The 1,271-nt window shown below is 70.2% G+C and carries 3 protein-coding genes; all 3 read left to right on the top strand.

What is annotated here, in order from left to right:
• Positions 1-115 precede the first annotated feature (115 nt).
• Positions 116-523: a hypothetical protein gene (locus IMZ11_RS42320; protein WP_228649176.1), complete on the top strand. Its 408-nt coding sequence runs from the start codon at positions 116-118 to the stop codon at positions 521-523.
• Positions 524-560: 37 nt separating this feature from the next.
• Positions 561-800: a hypothetical protein gene (locus IMZ11_RS42325; protein ID WP_228649178.1), complete on the top strand. Its 240-nt coding sequence runs from the start codon at positions 561-563 to the stop codon at positions 798-800.
• A gap of 81 nt (positions 801-881) precedes the next feature.
• A partial coding sequence (locus IMZ11_RS42330) for a DUF3307 domain-containing protein (RefSeq protein WP_228649180.1) occupies positions 882-1,271 on the top strand: 390 nt, incomplete at its 3' end.

Consider the following 1,271-nt stretch of genomic DNA (forward strand, 5'->3'; position numbering starts at 1 on the left):
GCCGGTCTCGTTGAAGCGGAGGACGGCTCTGGTGATCCTTCCTCCCACCCTGTACTCAAGTGCGTACACCATGAAGACAAGCAAGCCGTACGCACTTGAGTACAGGGAGGGAAGGATGACCAGACCCGACATCCGCTTCATCGAGACCGGCCCCGAGGCGCCGGCCGTGGTGATCAGCCTCCAGGGCCAGCACTTCGGCCCCGAGGCGGCCGGGATGGTCGACTGGTTCGACACCATCCTGTGGGCGTTGGACAGGCTGCGCTCCGGCGACTGGGACACGTCCAGCCCCGAGACCGTCAGCGAGATCGACACCGCCATCACCCACTTGGTCCACCGCCTGGAGCCTCGCCTGGAGGGCCTGACCGCCGCCCTCATCCGCGCGCACTACGCGGCCGGCGGATCGCACGGCCAGCTCGCCACCGCGATGGACGTCAGCCGCAGCACCGCCCAGTCCCGCGCCGTGCGCCTGCCCGAGGAGCCCTCCATCTGGGAGACGTGGGCGCGCGGAGAGTCCACCACCTGACCAGCCCAACCACCGATCGACAGACAAGGAGACCAGCATGAACAAGGCCGCCAGGGACGCCATGAAGGCCGCGAAGGACGCCGCCCGAGCTGCACAGGCCGCTGCGAAGGCCGCGAGGGATGCGGCGAAGGCCGCCCCGCGGACCCAGACCGGGGACTACGTCGCCGGAAAGGTCGTCGAGGCGACCGGCGACGAGACGATCACCATCGTCAACGGCCGGACGATCACGGGCGACGCCTACAAGACCTCCGGCAACGGCCGGATCACCTGGCACTAGCAGCAGAGGGCGCGTCCAGGCGGCAACCCGGACGCGCCCCGATCCGCCCGCACTGTCGAGGAACGAGAAAGGATCCCCCCAATGATGGACGCTCTGCGCTTCGCGCTCGTCCTGGCCACGCTGTACGCGGCCCATTCCGTCGCCGACCACTGGATCCAGACCAACGGCCAGGCCGTGACCAAGGGCCAGTGCGAGCACGGCCGCGCGACCCGCGCGGGACTGCTGGCGCTGGCCGGCCACGTCCTCACGCACACGGCCACCCTGGCCGTCGTCCTGGCCGTCATCGCGATCCGCTTCCCCGGCCTGGACTGGAGCCCCGCGGCGATGGCGGCTGGGCTCGTCGTCAACGCCGCGAGTCACGCGTGGGCCGACCACCGGCCGAACCTGCGCAAGCTGGCTCACGCGGTCGGCAAGGGGTCGTACTACGAGTCCCCGGGAGGGGCCTACCAGCTCGACCAGGCGTGGCACCTC

Source organism: Microtetraspora sp. AC03309 (assembly GCF_020826795.1).
GTDB classification, from domain to species: domain Bacteria; phylum Actinomycetota; class Actinomycetes; order Streptosporangiales; family Streptosporangiaceae; genus Microtetraspora; species Microtetraspora glauca.